Annotated in this window: 15 protein-coding genes; 11 read left to right on the top strand and 4 right to left on the bottom strand. The window is 71.6% G+C overall.

Annotation, left to right across the window (positions count from 1 at the left end; translation table 11 throughout):
• Positions 1–92 precede the first annotated feature (92 nt).
• The 8 genes from ABZ893_RS13905 to ABZ893_RS13870 all read left to right on the top strand — a co-directional run bounded on the left by ABZ893_RS13905 (position 93) and on the right by ABZ893_RS13870 (position 6,991).
• Positions 93–905, top strand: coding sequence for a crotonase/enoyl-CoA hydratase family protein (locus tag ABZ893_RS13905; protein ID WP_361401851.1), 813 nt, complete (start codon positions 93–95; stop codon positions 903–905).
• A gap of 78 nt (positions 906–983) precedes the next feature.
• Entirely contained in the window at positions 984–1,946 is a 963-nt protein-coding gene (locus ABZ893_RS13900; protein ID WP_361401848.1) for an OB-fold domain-containing protein, read from the top strand.
• Positions 1,947–2,993, top strand: coding sequence for a thiolase domain-containing protein (locus ABZ893_RS13895; protein WP_361401846.1), 1,047 nt, complete (start codon positions 1,947–1,949; stop codon positions 2,991–2,993).
• Positions 2,994–2,998: 5 nt separating this feature from the next.
• On the top strand, positions 2,999–4,165 hold the full coding sequence (locus ABZ893_RS13890; protein WP_361401844.1) for a thiolase domain-containing protein: 1,167 nt from the start codon (positions 2,999–3,001) through the stop codon (positions 4,163–4,165).
• Between the two features lie 83 nt (positions 4,166–4,248).
• Positions 4,249–4,491: a DUF397 domain-containing protein gene (locus ABZ893_RS13885; protein WP_361401841.1), complete on the top strand. Its 243-nt coding sequence runs from the start codon at positions 4,249–4,251 to the stop codon at positions 4,489–4,491.
• Between the two features lie 122 nt (positions 4,492–4,613).
• The gene (locus tag ABZ893_RS13880) at positions 4,614–5,525 is read left to right on the top strand and encodes a universal stress protein (protein WP_361401838.1); all 912 of its coding nucleotides are present in this window, start codon (positions 4,614–4,616) and stop codon (positions 5,523–5,525) included.
• A gap of 135 nt (positions 5,526–5,660) precedes the next feature.
• Positions 5,661–6,269 (top strand): CGNR zinc finger domain-containing protein, encoded by a 609-nt coding sequence (locus ABZ893_RS13875; protein ID WP_361401835.1) that lies wholly within the window; start codon positions 5,661–5,663, stop codon positions 6,267–6,269.
• 221 nt (positions 6,270–6,490) lie between these two features.
• Positions 6,491–6,991, top strand: a complete 501-nt coding sequence (locus ABZ893_RS13870) for a hypothetical protein (protein WP_361401832.1) — start codon at positions 6,491–6,493, stop codon at positions 6,989–6,991.
• A 67-nt stretch (positions 6,992–7,058) separates the two neighbouring features.
• On the opposite strand, the gene ABZ893_RS13865 is transcribed toward ABZ893_RS13870, so the two are convergent.
• The gene (locus tag ABZ893_RS13865; protein WP_361402443.1) at positions 7,059–8,951 is read right to left on the bottom strand and encodes a peptidoglycan recognition family protein; all 1,893 of its coding nucleotides are present in this window, start codon (positions 8,949–8,951) and stop codon (positions 7,059–7,061) included.
• 549 nt (positions 8,952–9,500) lie between these two features.
• Positions 9,501–10,667 (bottom strand): aminoglycoside phosphotransferase family protein, encoded by a 1,167-nt coding sequence (locus ABZ893_RS13860; protein WP_361401829.1) that lies wholly within the window; start codon positions 10,665–10,667, stop codon positions 9,501–9,503.
• 232 nt (positions 10,668–10,899) lie between these two features.
• Between ABZ893_RS13860 and ABZ893_RS13855 the strand changes: the two genes are divergently transcribed.
• Entirely contained in the window at positions 10,900–12,387 is a 1,488-nt protein-coding gene (locus tag ABZ893_RS13855) for a hypothetical protein (RefSeq protein WP_361401827.1), read from the top strand.
• 80 nt (positions 12,388–12,467) lie between these two features.
• Here the strand turns inward: ABZ893_RS13855 and ABZ893_RS13850 are convergent, their stop codons facing one another.
• Together ABZ893_RS13850 and ABZ893_RS13845 are read right to left on the bottom strand one after the other, a co-directional pair.
• Positions 12,468–13,892: a SpoIIE family protein phosphatase gene (locus ABZ893_RS13850; RefSeq protein WP_361401824.1), complete on the bottom strand. Its 1,425-nt coding sequence runs from the start codon at positions 13,890–13,892 to the stop codon at positions 12,468–12,470.
• A 344-nt stretch (positions 13,893–14,236) separates the two neighbouring features.
• The gene (locus ABZ893_RS13845) at positions 14,237–15,145 is read right to left on the bottom strand and encodes a TIGR03619 family F420-dependent LLM class oxidoreductase (protein WP_361401821.1); all 909 of its coding nucleotides are present in this window, start codon (positions 15,143–15,145) and stop codon (positions 14,237–14,239) included.
• A 170-nt stretch (positions 15,146–15,315) separates the two neighbouring features.
• Here ABZ893_RS13845 and ABZ893_RS13840 point away from each other — a divergent pair, with 170 nt between their 5' ends.
• Together ABZ893_RS13840 and ABZ893_RS13835 are read left to right on the top strand one after the other, a co-directional pair.
• Positions 15,316–15,711: a nitroreductase/quinone reductase family protein gene (locus ABZ893_RS13840; protein ID WP_361401818.1), complete on the top strand. Its 396-nt coding sequence runs from the start codon at positions 15,316–15,318 to the stop codon at positions 15,709–15,711.
• A 227-nt stretch (positions 15,712–15,938) separates the two neighbouring features.
• Positions 15,939–16,661: a PP2C family protein-serine/threonine phosphatase gene (locus ABZ893_RS13835; RefSeq protein WP_361401815.1), complete on the top strand. Its 723-nt coding sequence runs from the start codon at positions 15,939–15,941 to the stop codon at positions 16,659–16,661.
• Positions 16,662–16,684 lie beyond the last annotated feature (23 nt).

Raw genomic sequence — 16,684 nt, 5'->3', positions numbered from 1 at the left:
GTCAGGAAACTATTGAACTGACCACCCGCCTACTGCAACCTGTTCTCGTTCATCCGGGACGTACGCGACGGATCCGAGACGGGAGTACGGCAATGGGTGGGACGGAACAAGGGACGGAACACCTCACGGTGCGGCGCGAGGGAGCCACTCTGGTACTCACGCTCAACAGGCCCGAGGCCAAGAACGCGCTCTCCCTTCCGATGCTGGTCGGCCTGTACGACGGCTGGCTCGCCGCCGACGCGGACGACGACATCCGCTCGATCGTCCTGACGGGCTCGGGCGGCAGCTTCTGCGCGGGCATGGACCTCAAGGCCCTCGCGGGCAAGGGCATGGCGGGCCAGGGGTACCGGGACCGGATGAAGGAGGACCCCGACCTGCACTGGAAGGCGATGCTGCGCCACCACCGGCCGCGCAAGCCCGTGATCGCCGCCGTCGAGGGGTACTGCGTGGCGGGCGGCACGGAGATCCTCCAGGGCACCGACATCCGCGTGGCCGGCGAATCCGCCACGTTCGGGCTCTTCGAGGTCAAGCGGGGACTCTTCCCCATCGGCGGCTCCACCGTGCGCCTGCCGCGCCAGATCCCCCGCACGCACGCCCTGGAGATGCTGCTCACCGGACGGCCCTACTCCGCGCAGGAGGCTGCCGGCATCGGACTCATCGGCCACGTCGTCCCCGACGGCACCGCGCTCGACAAGGCCCTCGCCATCGCCGAGCAGATCAACGCCTGCGGCCCCCTCGCCGTCGAAGCCGTCAAAGCCTCCGTCTACGAGACCGCCGAGATGGCCGAGTCGGACGGCCTCGCCGCCGAACTCAAGCGCGGCTGGCCCGTGTTCGACACCGCCGACGCCAAGGAGGGCTCCCGCGCCTTCGCCGAGAAGCGGGCGCCGGTGTTCCGGCGGGAGTAGTCACGGGTCACCGACCCGCGTACCCCCTCCGGCTCCGCACGCCCCGTCCCATACCCCCTGCACCCACAAGGAGCCCCGATGACAGCCGCGCCCGAACCGGACGTACTCCGCGCTCCGCTGGTCGTGGAGTTCCCCTTCACCCGCTCGCTCGGACCCGTCCAGAGCGCGTTCCTGACCGGCCTGCGCGAACACACCGTCCTCGGCGTCAGGACCAGCGACGGCAGGGTCATGGTCCCGCCCGTCGAGTACGACCCCGTCACCGCCGACGAACTGCGGGACATGGTCGAGGTCGCCGCCACCGGCACCGTCACCACCTGGGCCTGGAACCCCGAGCCCCGCCGGGGCCAGCCCCTCGACACCCCCTTCGCCTGGGTCCTCGTACGCCTCGACGGCGCCGACACGGCGATCCTCCACGCCCTCGACGCGAGCGGCCCCGACGCCGTGCGCACCGGGATGCGCGTCCGCATCCGCTGGGCCGCCGAACCCACCGGCGCGATCACCGACATCGCCTGCTTCGAGCCGTCCGAAGACGCCGAGGAAGCCGGTCAAGTCGCCCCGCACTCAGGCGAGTTCACGGACCCGGTGACCGGCATCGTCGCCCCCGCCCGCCTGGACTACACGTACTCGCCCGGCCGAGCCCAGACCGCGTACATCAACGCCCTCGCCGACCAGCGCATCGTCGGCGAACGCTGCCCCTCCTGCACCAAGGTCTACGTCCCGCCGCGCGGCGCCTGCCCCACCTGCGGCGTCGCCACGACCGACCGCGTCGAGGTCGGCCCGGCCGGCACGGTCACGACGTTCTGCATCGTCAACATCAAGGCCAAGAACCTCGACATCGAAGTGCCGTACGTCTACGCGCACATCGCGCTCGACGGCGCCGGCCTCGCCCTGCACGGCCGCATCGGCGGCATCCCGTACGACCAGGTGCGCATGGGCCTGCGCGTCGAACCCGTGTGGACCGAGGGCGGCCGCTACCCCGACCACTACCGGCCCACCGGTGAGCCGGACGCCGACTACGACACGTACAAGGAGCTGGTGTAGATGCGAGAGGTGGCGGTCGTCGCCTTCGCGCAGAGCGACCATCTGCGCACGACGGACGAAGTCTCCGAGGTCGAGATGGTCATGCCGGTCCTGCACCAGGTCCAGGCGCAGACCGGCCTCAAGGCCAGTGACATCGGCTTCACCTGTTCCGGCTCCTCCGACTATCTCGCGGGCCGCGCGTTCTCCTTCACCATGGCCCTCGACGGCGTCGGCGCCTGGCCGCCGATCTCCGAGTCGCACGTCGAGATGGACGGCGCCTGGGCGATGTACGAGGCCTGGGTGAAGCTCCTCACCGGCGAGGTGGACACGGCGCTCGTCTACTCGTACGGCAAGTCCTCGCCCGGCTCGGTGCGCGATGTGCTGACCCGGCAGCTCGACCCGTACTACGTGGCCCCGCTGTGGCCCGACTCGGTCGCCCTCGCCGCGCTGCAGGCACAGGCCCTGATCGACGCGGGCGACACGGACGAGCCCGCGCTCGCCGGGATCGCCTCCCGCAGCCGGGAGTCGGCGGCGGCCAACTCCCATGCGCAGCTGAAGGGTTCGGTGCCGCAGGGTGACTACCTGGTGCGGCCGCTGCGCAAGGGTGACTGCCCGCCCGTCGGCGACGGCGCCGTCGCGGTGATCCTCGCCGCCGGTGACAAGGCGCGGGAGCTGTGCGAGCGGCCCGCCTGGATCCGCGGCATGGACCACCGCATCGAGGCGCACTCCCTCGGCGTGCGCGACCTCACCGACTCGCCGTCCACGCGGCTCGCCGCCGAGCGGGCCGGGGCCTTCGAGCGGCCGGTGGACACCGCCGAGCTGCACGCCCCGTTCACCTCGCAGGAGGTCGTCCTGCGCAAGGCGCTGAAGCTGGGCGACGACGTGAACGTGAACCCGTCCGGAGGGGCGCTCGCCGCCAACCCGGTCATGGCCGCCGGTCTGCTGCGGATCGGCGAGGCCGCCGCCCGTATCCACCGCGGTGAGTCCGACCGGGCGCTCGCCCACGCCACGTCCGGCCCCTGCCTGCAGCAGAACCTGGTCGCCGTCCTGGAAGGGGAGCCCCGATGACAAAGATGAGCAAAGAACCCGTGGCCGTCGTCGGTATCGGCCAGACCAAGCATGTCGCGGCCCGCAAGGACGTATCGATCGCCGGACTCGTCCGCGAGGCCGCCCAACGCGCCCTCGAAGACGCCGAGTTGACGTGGGCCGACATCGACGCCGTCGTCATCGGCAAGGCCCCCGACTTCTTCGAGGGCCTGATGATGCCGGAGCTCTATCTCGCCGACGCCCTCGGCGCGGTCGGCAAGCCGATGCTCCGGGTACACACGGCCGGCTCCGTCGGCGGCTCGACGGCACTCGTCGCGTCCAACCTGGTCGCCTCCCGCGTCCACCGGACCGTCCTCACCCTCGCCTTCGAGAAGCAGTCCGAGTCGAACGCGATGTGGGGCCTGTCGCTGCCCATCCCCTTCACACAGCCGCTCCTCGCCGGCGCCGGCGGTTTCTTCGCCCCGCACGTGCGCGCGTACATGAAGCGCACCGGCGCGCCCGACACCGTCGGCTCCCTCGTCGCGTACAAGGACCGCCGCAACGCGCTCAAGAACCCGTACGCCCACCTCCACGAGCACGACATCACCCTGGAGAAGGTCCAGGCGTCGCCCATGCTGTGGGACCCGGTCCGCTACTCGGAGACGTGCCCGTCGTCCGACGGCGCCTGCGCCATGATCCTCACGGACCGGGCCGGGGCGGAACGGTCACCGAAGCCGCCCGCCTGGATGCACGGCGGCGCCATGCGCAGCGAGCCGACCCTCTTCGCCGGCAAGGACTTCGTCTCCCCGCAGGCCGGCAAGGACTGCGCCGCCGACGTCTACCGGCAGGCCGGCATCACCGACCCGCGCCGCGAGATCGACGCCGTCGAGATGTACGTGCCGTTCTCCTGGTACGAGCCGATGTGGCTGGAGAACCTCGGCTTCGCCGACGAGGGCGAGGGCTGGAAGCTCACCGAGGCCGGCGTCACCGAGCTCGACGGGGACCTTCCCGTCAACATGTCGGGCGGTGTCCTCTCCACGAATCCCATCGGCGCCTCCGGCATGATCCGCTTCGCGGAGGCCGCGCTCCAGGTCCGCGGCCAGGCCGGAGAACACCAGGTCGACGGCGCGCGGAAGGTCCTCGGGCACGCCTACGGGGGCGGCGCGCAGTTCTTCTCGATGTGGCTCGTGGGGGCGGAGGCGCCCACGTCCTGAACCGGCTCGCCGCAGCGGCCTGTCCGGCACGCGGACCGGTCGCTAGGCTGGCGGACGGACGACGAACCGGGAGGAGCACGGACGTGGCCGAGAGCACCATCGAGCAGCAGCCGCTCACGGGTTGGGACAAGCCGGATCTCGACCTGAGCAGCGCGGACTGGCATTCGAGCAGCAAGGGCGTGGGCGATGTCCAGATCGCCTTCGTCGAAGGCTTCATCGCGATGCGCAACGGCGGCAGCCCGCAGAACCCGTCCCTGATCTTCACGCCCGCGGAATGGGGCGCGTTCGTGCTGGGGGCACGCGAGGGCGAGTTCGACCTGACCTGAGCGGGTCCCTGCGGGGGCTCCTCGCGGTGCCGGCCTCCGACACGTGACCTGCGGTCCTGCCCCCTCGCCCCGCTCTGCGCGAGGGTGGGGGCAGGAACATTCGATCGTGCCGGAGGTTGGACATGAGCACCCCGCGCCCCCTGCCCGTCGTGGCCGCCGTCGACGGATCCGAGGACAGCCTGCGCGCCCTGGAATGGGCGCTCACCGAGGCCGTCCGGCGCGGGGCGCCCCTGCGGATCGTCCATGTGCGCCAGTACGCCCCCTGGACCCAGCCCGGCGTCCTCGTGGCGGGACCCGAGCCGGCGGACGACCGGGTCATCGACGAGGTCCGCGCCTCGCTGGCCGGACGCGACGGTCTGCCGCCGGTGGAGTACGTGACCCGGGAGGGCGCTCCGGCGGCCCTCATTCCCCAACTCGGCCTGGACGCACAGCTGTTGGTCCTGGGTTCGCGGGGTCGCGGCGGGTTCGCCAGTCTGCTGCTCGGTTCGAACGGCGTGGCGACGGCACGTGACGCCGCCTGCCCTGTCGTCGTGGTGCCGAGGCCGGGGCGTGACGTGCAGGGCGACGACGACGCACCGCCCGGACCGCGGGTCGTCGTCGGCGTGAACGTCGACGACCCCGATGACACCGCCCTCGCCTTCGCCTTCGGTCAGGCGGAACGGGGTGGCGCGCGGCTCCAGGTGATCGCCGCCTTCCCGTGGCCGGCCCTCGCCTGGTCGACGTTCGGCGACTTCACACCCACGACCGTCGACCAGGACGCGGCGGAGAGCGAGACGCTGACCTTGGCGAACGCGGCGGTCGCGCGGTGGCGCAAGGCACACCCGGACGTACAGGTGGACCTCTACGTGGCCCCGGGCGACGCGGCCGGCCACCTGGTCGAAAACTCCCGCGAGGCCGCCCTGGTGGTAGTAGGCCGCCACCGCCGCCGCCTCACGAGGCCGGCCCCGATGCTGGGCTCGGTCACCAATGCGGTCCTCTTGCACGCGGCAAGCCCGATCGCGGTGGTACCGCCGGTGCCGGGCGGTGAGTCGTAGCGGTCAGAGGAGCACCACACATCCGCGTGCGGCGAGGGCATCGAGGAGCGCGGTGAGCGCATTGTCGGCCAGAGGGAGGTCCTCCAGGCGAGAGGGTGGGATCTAATGGATTCGCGGGACCTTACCATTAGCCCCATGAGCGACATCAGCACCGGCGCGCACGGCACGCAGCTTGCCCTCGATCTTGCACTCACCATTCGGCACGACGGGCACGGTGGTGTCGCGGATGATCTCGAACGGGCCGAGGGGCTGACCGCTTGGGTGCGGGAGCGTGTTGGTGCGCTGCCGGAGGCGGGCGGGTTCGTGGCGGATGTGGTGGCGGTCGACGCTGTGCGTGAGTTGCGGGCCGCCGTCCGTGCGCTGTTCGCCCATGCCGTGCGGCCCGCCGCGCCCAGCTCCGCCGATGCTCATCGGCTGCTTTCCGTGGACGAGGCCGTGCTGCGGGTGAACGCGGCTGCGGCGCTCGCCCTGGCCGTGCCGGTCCTTGCGTGGGACGAGGGCGCCGACCCCGTCGTGCGCCAGGAAGCGCAGGGGTCCGCGCTCGATCTGATCATCGCGGCCCTGGCCCGTGCCGCCGTCGGATTCCTCGCGAGCGACGACCGCGAGCGGCTGCGCGCCTGCCACGCTCCCCGCTGTGTCCGCTACTTCCTCAAGGAGCACCCGCGCCAGGAGTGGTGCAAGCCGTCCTGCGGAAACCGTGCGCGTGTCGCCCGTCACCACGAGCGCCACCGGGTGCAGGCCTGACGGCCCGACCCGGACCATCGCCGTAACGGTCACCGCACCCAGCCGTGCCCGCGCGAGCCTGAACGCGCCGTGCCGGAAGACACATCACCGGCCCCGCATTCATCGACCCCACATGCCCCACTCACCGGCCCCACACCTCCCCGCCCCGCACCCCTCCCGCGCGCCCCCGCCCGGCCAGGGCCCCGCTCCGCGGAACGCCGTCGTGCACGTACCATTGCCGCATGTCCTTCCTCCGCCGACGCAGCTCCGCCACACCCGCGGGTCCTGACTTCGATGTCCTCGCCATGGACCCGGGTGACTGGCCGGGCAATCTCGGCGCGGGTCTGCTGCCCGCCCCCGACGGCAGCTGCCAGGGCGTGTTCCTGCGCTACGACCTGTTCGGTGGCCGCGGCCCCGCGATGATCATCGGCAACCTCCCCGAGGGCTCGCCCGCCCGTGAGGTGACCGAGGGCGAGATCCCCTTCGAGGTCGCCCAGCTGCTCCTGGCGCTGGAGAACGACGAAGAGGTCACCGTCGTCGACACCGAGGACGTCCCCGTGATGCAGGGCGACAACCTCCTCATCGTGCGCCGCCTCAAGCTCTCCGAGAGCCGTATCTCCTGCGTGCAGTTCGACCGCAGCGACAACGTCCTCGTGACGATCGCGGCCTGGGACCGTCCCATCACGGACGACCTCTACGCCCTCCTGAAGCCCCTGCCTCCCGAGCTGTTCCAGCAGGGCTGACAAGCCAAGAACGGCCGGGCCCGGATCTGCTCCCCGCAGATCCGGGCCCGGCCGTTCCGCTGACTGGCTACGCGGCCGACTCCACCACATTCACGTCCGCCGCCCGCACGTACGCGATCCGGTGACCGAACTGGATCTCGTAGTAGACGTCGTTGCCCCGAACCACCCGGTGCGACGTCGTGTCGAACGTCGGCGAGTAGAAGTACTCACCGTTCGTCCGGCCCCCGAGCACGTACCGCTGCCCCTCGAGCAGCTTGTACGGGAGCGGGGTGATCGCCTGCGGGGTGATGCCCGCCGGGTACGCCTCCTTCTCCGGGTAGGCGCGCCCGTACACCGGGACATCGGTGAGGCCGGGCTTCGGCTCGACGACGAGGCCCGCCGCGTTCAGGGCCGTGGGCTGCTTCCTCGGGTTCTTGAACCAGGCCTTCTGGCCGAGGTACCAGACCGCCGTCCAGTCCCCGTCGCGCTCCGCGACCGCGTACTGCTGGCCGGTCGACAGGCGCGCGCCCATGTCGTTCACGCCGGTCGTCGAGGGTTCACCGCCGGGCCGCAGACCGATGTCCTTGATCAGCGGAGCGTCCTCGCTGGGCTCGGTGTAGACGCGGACCGCGCTGGAGCCATGGGGCTCGCAGGTGTCGCCCGCCTTGACGCAGCCGGTGTACGTGGGCCGGTTCACGGCGTAGTCGGGATCCACGGTGACGAGCCCGCCCCGCGGACCCGCCGACGGCTCGAACGGCTTGCCCATCAGCGTGAAGTAGTGCGCCCAGTCCCAGTAGGGGCCCGGATCCGTGTGCATCGCCTTGATCCCGGCGGGCGTCGTCCCCGGCACGGTGTCGTGGCCGAGGATGTGCTGCCGGTCCAGCGGGATGTCGTACTTCTTCGCCAGGTACTTCACCAGGCGCGCCGAGGCGCGGTACATCTCCTCCGTGTACCAGGAGTCGGGCTGCGCGAGGAAACCCTCGTGTTCGAGGCCGACGGACTTGGCGTTGACGTACCAGTTGCCCGCGTGCCAGCCGACGTCCTTGGCCTTCACGTGCTGCGCGATGTGCCCGTCCGTGGACCGCAGCGTGTAGTGCCACGCCAGATACGTCTTGTCCTGCACGAGCTTCAGCGTCGTGTCCCACGACCCCTCGGTGTCGTGGACGACGATGTAGTCGATGCTCTGGTCGTTGGGCCGGTCCGCCAGGTCGTGGTTGCCGTAGTCGCCGTCCCCGAACTCCTCGTAGGGGGCCGGCACCCACTCGCAGGACACGGTCCGCGGACACTCCGTGCCGGTCTCGTCAGAGGCACGCAGCCCCATGCGCCGCACCTGCGCCGCGTCGGGCTTCACGCTCCGGTCGGCCGCGAGGTTCACCCGCTGCCCGGCGTCCGTCGTACGGCGCTCGCCGTCGTGGATCACGGCGAACACATCGTTCGCGTACGTCGCCGCCGTGGCGGTGTCGTCGGCACCGGAGAACTTCGCGACCGCGCCGTACCAGTCGGCGGGGTTCGAGCTGAAGGGCTTGCCGAGGGACTTCTGCGCCTCGGCGAGCAGCGCGGCGCCACCGCGCACATTGGCCGCGGGGTCCGTGCGCAGCTCCTCGGGAGGGATGCCGCTCAGCTCGGCAGCGCGGGGCAACGACTTGAGACGGGCCGGGAGTTGGGACTCGCGCGGCACCTTCGTCGTAGGAGCGAGCGCCCGTCGTGAGGAGTCTCCGCGCGGATCGCCCTCGGCCTCGCTGTGCGCGGCCGCCCCGGCGAGTGCGGCGCGGGCGTCGGTGAGGTGCATCGGGCCGTAACCCCCGGTGACGCTGGGCGCACCGTCGTGCGCGTCCCAGCGGGACTGGAGGTAGGACACACCGAGCAGGACGCTCTGGGGCACCCGGTACTCGGCCGCCGCGGTCGCGAACGCGCTCTGGAGCCGTGCCGACGACGCCTCGGCGGCCGCGTCGGGCGGCGCCGCGCCGAGGAGGGGGAACAGGAGGGCCGCCGTCGCGAGCGTCCCCGCCGCACGGGCCGCCTGGTGGGTTCGTCTGCGGGCGGCCGGCGAGCGGCCGTTGGTGGTCGAGGGCAAAGCGGCCTCCTGGGAACGGTCCTGGGACGGATGAGCTCGACGGGAGTGCGGGGGCGATCGTGGGTCAGTGGTACCGGCTCCCCGACGATCCGTCAATCATGCTCAGCGCGGGGGATTTCCCATGTCAGGGCGTGTTCCGCGGGCTTTCGCCGGGCAGGCCCCACCGCCTGCGACGCGTCAGTGGAGTGGACCAATGTCCGTATAGGGGAAGCGGGTTCACCGTGTCGGCGGACGGCAGAATGGCCCGAAATCACCCACGTACTCCACCTGATCGGAGGATGCTCCGCGCGAGTGTTCCCGGACCGCGACCGGGCGCCCCCGGAAGGGCCACGTACACAGAAAGAAGTCCGCGGTGCGCCCCTGTCCTGGCGCACCGCGGACCCCTGTCTCCGTCCCTCCCGATACCGTCCCTCCCGATACCGTCCCTCCCGATACCGTCCCTGTCTCTTCGTCCCGTCAGCGCGTACCGACCGCCGCGCGCACCGCGCGCCGGGCCAGCTGGCAGTCGTCGTGCAGCCGCCGCAGCAGCAGCCGCTGCTCCTCACCCGTCGACACGGCACCCTGCGCCGCCGCCGGACCCGTGGCCTGCATCGACCGCTGCACGGCCGTCTCGTACGTCCGGATCTCCCGCGTCAGTACGAGCATCAGGTTCACCAGGAACGCGTCCCGGGCCGCCGGGCCGCCGGACTGCGCGAGCTGGCTGATCTGACGCCGCGCCACCGGCGCGTCACCGAGCACCGACCACAGGGTCGCCAGGTCGTACCCCGGCAGGTACCAGCCCGCGTGCTCCCAGTCCACGAGCACCGGGCCCGCGGGGGACAGCAGGATGTTCGACAGGAGCGCGTCCCCGTGACAGAACTGGCCCATGCCCTGGCGTCCCGACGAGTGGGCGATGCCGTGCAGCAGCTTCTGCAGGTCACCCATGTCCCGGTCGGTGAGCAGCCCGAGATCGTGGAAGCGGGAGATCCGCTCCGCGTAGTCGAGCGGCGCGTTGAACGTACCGGCCGGCGGGCGCCAGGCGTTGAGCCGGCAGATCGCGCCGAGCGCGGCCCGCACGTCTGCTCGGGGCGGTGCCTCGGCCGGGTGCCGCTGGAGGGCGGCGGCCCGGCCGGGCATCCGCTCGATCACCAGCGTGCAGTTGTCGGGGTCCGCGGCGATGAGCCGCGGCGCCCGGACCGGAGGCCGGTGCCGGACGAACGAGCGGTATGCCGCTATCTCGTGCCGGATCTGCTCGGTCCAGACGGGCGACTGGTCGACTAAACACTTGGCGACGGCGGTGCTGCGTCCTGTGGTGCCGACGAGCAGTACGGACCGGCCGCTCCTGCGGAGCACCTGAACCGGGTTGAACTCCGGGCAGATCCGGTGCACCGAGGCGATCGCCGTGCGCAGCTGCGCGCCCTGCGGACCGGACAAGTCGAGTCTCCCGCTGAGCGGTTGAGTGCCGATCCCCGGAACACGCCTGGTCCGAGGGGCGCCCAGCGCCGCGGCCGCAGTTCGCGCGGGGTCGAGATACGGGCCGCTGCCCGCCGCGTGTGCCTCCCCGGCGCGGCCGTTGCCGCGGGCCGGAGGCCGGGCGTAGAGCGGCCGGGGCGGGGCGGACACGGAGGACGATGCTGCGTACATGGGGAACAGATCCCTTCGTGTGCCTGCGAGTTGACCGGCGCCCACCCGCCCCGGAGCCGAGGTGCACCCTGGGGAGTGAGCCGCGGCAACCGGGTCGGGGTGGCGCATTCCTACCTGACACCCGGTGCCCACTGGCACACCATCTGGCGCACCCTGGCGAACCCTGGCGAATAGTCGCTCCGCAACTGACAGAGGGTTACTGTCGACTCAGCCGAGAACCTGGGGGCTTGACGTGAACGGACAACCCAACACCCGCCTGAACGACCTGTTCGGCCTCGCCGGCTGGTCCAAGGGGGAGCTCGCGAGGCTGGTCAACCGGCAGGCGGCGGCCATGGGCCACCCGCAGCTGGCGACCGACACCTCACGGGTGCGGCGTTGGATCGACATGGGAGAGATCCCGCGCGATCCCGTGCCACGGGTGCTGGCGGCTCTGTTCACCGAGCGGCTCGGCCGTGTCGTGACCATCGAGGATCTCGGTCTGGTCCGGCAGGGGCGCACGGGGAAACGGCGAGCCGACAAGGGTGTGGAACACCCCGACGGAATGCCGTGGGCGCCCGACCGGACTGCTGCGGTCCTCACCGAATTCACGGGAATGGACCTCATGCTCAACCGACGCGGCTTGGTGGGCGCGGGTGCCGCGCTCGCCGCAGGATCTGCACTCAGCAGCGCCATGTACGACTGGCTGCACACCGACCCGGCTCTCGCTGCCGACGCTCCACGTACCGACAATCCCCTGCACGCCGACCCCGCTGGGTTCGACCGCTACGAGGCCGCCCCCATCGGGTCGCAGGAGATCGAGGAACTGGAGCGCTCGGTCGAGGTGTTCCGGGCCTGGGACGCGGCCCGCGGTGGCGGTCTGCAGCGCAAGGCTGTGGTGGGCCAGCTCAACGAAGTGGGCGGCATCCTCAGCTACCGGCACCCCGACCACCTCCAGCGACGCCTGTGGGGCGTCGCCGCCAACCTGGCCGTCCTCGCGGGCTGGATGTCTCACGACGTCGGCCTCGAACCCACGGCCCAGAAGTACTTCGTGATCGCCGCGCACGCGGCCCGTGAGGGCGGCGACCGGCCGCGCGCCGGGGAGGCCCTGTCCAGGGCGGCCCGTCAGATGGTGCACCTCGGCCGGCCCGACGACGCCCTCGACCTGATGAAGCTCGCCAAGTCCGGCTCCGGCGACGAGACTCTGCCGCGCACGCGCGCCATGCTCTACACCATCGAGGCCTGGGCACAGGCGTCGATGGGCAAGGGCCAGGCCATGCGGCGCACGCTCGGCCAGGCGGAGGACCTCTTCGTCTCCGACAAGGGCGATGTCCCGCCGCCGAGTTGGATGCAGATGTTCGACGAGGCGGATCTGCACGGGATGCAGGCCCTGGCGTACCGCACCCTCGCCGACCACGAGCCCGCCGCGGCGAACACGGCGCAGCGCCACGCGCGCGAAGCCCTCGCGCTGCGGGTGGGCGGCCGGCAGCGGTCGCAGATCTTCGACTACATCTCGCTGGCGTCGGCGCTGTTCATCGCCGACGACCCGGAGCAGGCCGACCGGTACGCACGCCTCGCCCTGGTGTCGATGGGCGCCAACTCGTCTCACCGCACATGGGACCGGCTCCGCGAGATGTACCGCCTGACCGGCCAGTACGCGGGCTACCCGAAGATCGTGGACCTGCGCGAGGAGATCGAACTCGTCCTGCCGAAGGCCCAGGGAGGCAAGCGCGCCCAGGCATGAGCCTGGGCGCGTGGCGCCCAGGCGGAAACGGGGGATGGAGGAGACGGGGGGGGACGATAACTCGGCGGCGTCAGGCCGCGTCAGGAACCGATCCTGGCGATCAGCAGACACGCGTCGTCCGCGCGCTCGGAGGTGGCGAACTCCTCGACGACCGTCCGCACGCAGTCCTGCGCGGTGGCGGCCCCGGCGAGCCGTGGCGCGAGGTCGAGGAGCTTGTTCGCCGCGGCCTCGCCGGTGAGGTGGGGGACCAGACCGTCGGTGTGCAGCAGCAGGAGATCACCCGCGCGGAGCTGCTCCTCGGCCTGCCCGTACTCGGCCCCGCGGGTCGCCCCGAGGAGTACGCCCTCCGGCGCCGTCAGCGCGCGGCCCACCCCGTCGCGGAACAGCAGCGGGGCGGGGTGGCCGGCCTGTGCCCAGGTGAGCATCCGGGACCGGGGGTCGTAACTGCAGCAGACCGCGCTGCCCAGCGTGGGCTGCGCGGAGCTGTCGGCCAGCTGGTTCAGCCAGCCCATCAGCTTGTGGGGCGGGGTGCCCGAGACGGCCATGCCGCGCATGGCTCCCAGGAGCATGGCCATGCCGGAGGTCACGGCCACGCCGTGCCCGGTCAGCCCGCCCACGCTGAGCAGTGTCTGCCCGTCGGACAGCTCCAGCGCGTCGTACCAGTCGCCGCCCGCGGGCTCGTTCGTGGACGACGGGAGGTGGTGGGCCGCGAGGTCGAGGCCCTGCGGCGCGCCCTGGGAGTACCGCAGGGAACCGCCCCACGGCGGAAGGACCGCCTCCTGGAGCTGGGCGGCGAGCCGCTGCTCCGTCTGCTCCCGGTGCCGTCGGCGCTGCAGCGAGTCATGGGTCTCACGCACCGTGCGCTCGGTGCGGCGCAGTTCGCTGACGTCGCGCAGGACCGCCCACATCGAGGCCGTGGACCCCTGCTCGTCGAGCACGGGCTCGCCCATCATGTGCACCGTCCGCGCGGTGCCGTCGGGGCGCACGACCCGGAACTCGCCGTCGATCGGCTTCCCCTCGATGAGGCAGTCCGTCACCATCCTGGTGAGCATGGCCTGGTCATCGGAGTGCACGACGGACGGCAGCTCGTCGAGGGTCAGCGGGGGAGCGTCCTGGCTGCGGCCGAGGATCTCGTACAGCTCCCCGGACCAGCTCGCCTCGTCCGTGAGGAGGTTCCACTCGGCGCTGCCGACGCGGCTGAGCAGGGATTCACCCTGGGGCGCGGCGGCGTCACGGGCCTGCGGGACCAGGGTGTCCACGGTCGGGCGCGGCAGTCCGTCGCGCAGCTGCGCCAAGTGCGTGTCAAGATCGCTGAGTTGGTGCACCGCGAGCTCGTACAGCGCGCGCTGCCAGCGCCGCTCGGGGTCACCGTCGTCCGAGATGGCCTCGCGCCGCACCGCGTCCACGTCACCGAGCAGCCGACGTGTCTGTGAGATCAGCGCGTCGACGGAACCGGGCTCCGGCGGTTGAGCGGCGGGGCGGTCCATGAAGGCATGGGGCGGCATGACGTACTCCGATACAGGCGCGGTACGACCAAGACTGACGGAAGGACCGGTATTGACTGTGGCACAGCTGGGCAAGCGCCGTAAGGGCTTTGGCAACACCTGACGCGGTGATGCTTCTGACATATGCCTGAGTCCTCCCGGCGGCGCGGCCGGGATACGGAACCGTTCCATCGGGTCCGACAGCACCCGTCCAGCAGGGAGCACGGGGCCGTTGGCCAGCGGAAAACCCAGGTGGCGCGGGGTGGCGACAGGCCGGCCGGCGACGCCGAGGACGACGGCCCGGCCCTCGCCGGGGGCAAGAGCCGGGCCGTTACTACTGCGTCAGTGGGACTGGTGATGCGCCGTCAGCGCACCTCACCGGTGGACGTGTCGACCACCTTTTCGACGATGGTTTCGAGCACCTGACGATCGTCTTCCGCCGTGCCGCGGGCCGCCGGGTCGCCCGGGTAGGTGTCGAACAGCACGTGCGTGGCGCCGAGTTCGGCCAGGGCGTGCAGATCACCGCGGATCTGGTCGACGCTGCCGTGGCCGAGCGGGCGGTCCTCCGTGTCGGGCCGCTCGTCGAGCACGATCTGGAGCCGCGGTACGAGCTCCGGCACCGGACGCCCGGCCTCCTCGGCCGCGGCGGCGAGCACCGGCAGCTTCGCGCGCAGGCCCTGAAGGGTCGGCATGAACGGGTGCCAGCCCTCGCCGAGCCGGCCGGCCCTGCGCAGCGCGGCGGGGGAGTCGCCGCCGACCCAGACGGGAAGCTGCGCGGAAGCGGGGGCGGGGGTCGTGCGGATGCCCTCGTAGGAGACGTAACGCCCCTCGAAGCTGCACGGGTCCTCGGTCCAGGCTGCGCGGATCGCGGCCAGGTACTCGTCGGTGATCGCGCCGCGCTCCTCGAAGGGGACGCCCAGCGTGCGGTACTCCGCGGCCGACCAGCCCACGCCCGCGCCGAGGATGAAGCCGGCGTCGTTGAGCTGGTCGATGTTGGCCGCCATGCGCGCCGTCTGCAGCGGGTGCCGGTACGGGATGACGGTGATGGTGGTGCCGAGCTGCAGCCCGGGGACGCGTCCCGCGAGATGCGCCGCCAGCACGAACTGGTCGTAGAACGGGGCGGGGTACACCTCGTGCACGTCGGGGGTGACGGCTATGTGGTCGGAGATCATCGCGAACGTGAAGCCGAGCGCGCGGGCGTCCGTCGCCTGACGCTCGAGGTTTCGCGGGGTGGTGCCGGGGCCGAAGTTCAGAAGGTTAACGCCGTATCGCATGAGCCCCAGTCTCGATGATCATTACGGCGATTGTCGAACCGGGGGTAACCACGGCACCCCTCAACTGCCGTGGTCGGCAAGGACGTCGGTGGGCCGAGCGGTGTCACCTACAGTGCGATGGCCGAAGGCGCCGGGCGCGGGCGCCGGTCACATCGAGCCGAAGGACGCGTATGTCGCGATTCAGCGAGGTCAAGTTCAAAGCCGTCACGTCGTTCCAGCGGCGTCTCGCCAATCCGCTCTCCACCCGGATGCCGGGCCAGATCCTGCTGGAGACGACGGGCCGCACATCCGGGCTGCCCCGGCTGACCCCCGTCGGCGGGCGTCTGATCGGGCGAGAGTTCTGGTGGGTCTCCGAGTACGGCGAGAAGTCGCAGTACGTGCGCAACATCCAGGCCGACCCCAAGGTCCGGGTGCGCATCAACGGGATGTGGCACACCGCCACCGCCCACCTGCTGCCGGACGACGACGCCCGCGCGCGGCTCAAGTCCCTCCCGTCGTACAACAGTGCGGTCGTTCGGGCGCTCGGTACGAATCTGCTGACCCTCCGGGCCGACCTCGACGACTGAGGCACGCCGTGCGCGTGGGGTGCCTATGGCGCCCGGCGCGCGTGGGCCGATCGGTGTGATGACCGGGCCAACTGACCTGCAGAGTAAAGAAGTTGACCTCTCAAGATCCGCGCCGGTCGGATGGTCGGATTCGGTGACGGCCCGTCACTCACGGCGCTCGAATGGCTACACTTGCGCGGCGCGTCACGCCGGGCAGCACGTCCGGCCGTACTCCGGAAGGCCCCCGCATGACAGCCCGTTCAAAGTCGCTCTCGCCCCTCCCCGAGCGGGTCGGCACGCTGCAGGTCAGCGCCCGGCACCTGCACAGCGGCGGCGCCGGGCCGCTGGAGAGCAGCCGCGCGGGGGCGGGCGGCGACGTGTACGGAGTGGTCGAATCGCCCTTCGGCACCCGCCTGTTAATGGGCGATGTGATGGGCAAAGGGCGTGAGCTCGCCCGGACGGCGGACAGCGTCCTGAGAGCCTGGCGCGATCTCGCCTTCTGCGAGGCGAGACTCGAGGGCGTCGCCGTACGGCTGCACGCGCTGGTCGCGCACTCGGACGAACCCGACCGCTTCGTGACGGCGACCCTGCTCAGTGTCGAGCCCGACGGCTCCGCCCAGCTGGTCTGCTGTGGGCACCCGCCGCCCGTCCTCCTGCGCGACGGGTCCGCCGTGCACGCGGCGGTCCCCGCGCCCGCGCCCCCGCTCGGCCTCCTCGACCTGCACTCGGGCTGGTGCGCGGCCCAGCCGGTGCCGGCCACGGCCTGGGAGTGCATGTTGCTCTATACGGACGGGGTCAGCGAGGCGAGGGATGCGCGCGGAGTGTTCTACCCGCTGGCGGAACGTGCCGCCGCACTGCCGACCGAGGTCCTCGACGACTTCACCGGCGCCCTCGCCGCCGACCTGCTCGACTACTCGGCGGGCGCGCTCCAGGACGACGCGTCGCTCCTCGCGGTTCGGTCGGCCGGCTAGGCCTTTCTGAGGGCGGGCCGGGG

The organism is Streptomyces sp. NPDC046821 (assembly GCF_040645335.1).
Taxonomy (GTDB): Bacteria; Actinomycetota; Actinomycetes; order Streptomycetales; family Streptomycetaceae; genus Streptomyces.
Note: the sequence above shows the minus strand (reverse complement) of the source record. Positions and strands in the feature narration are given on the sequence as shown.